Raw genomic sequence first — 277 nt, forward strand, 5'->3', positions numbered from 1 at the left:
CTGTTATTGAGTGTCTTTTGGCTCCTTGTTCTTCCATAGCAGCAATTGTTTTTGCTATAATTCCTTTTAAGCTTCCTCGCCAGCCAGCATGTGTGGCGGCGATGACACCTGCTTGTGGATCAGAAAATAGAACTGGACCACAATCTGCTGTAAGAATACCGATTACGAGTCCTGGTGTTGTGGTAACGAGAGCATCAGCTTTAGGAGGCTCATCGATAAAAGCTTGGTCAACTACGACAACTTCACAAGAGGGTATTTGATTAACAGTGACTAAATT

At 43.3% G+C, this 277-nt stretch carries 1 protein-coding gene; it reads right to left on the reverse strand.

What is annotated here, in order from left to right; translation table 11 throughout:
* A partial coding sequence (locus tag ACFIO5_RS12740; protein ID WP_375705603.1) for a laccase domain-containing protein occupies positions 1 to 277 on the reverse strand: 277 nt, incomplete at both ends.

Source organism: Bartonella sp. AA86SXKL (assembly GCF_042196885.1).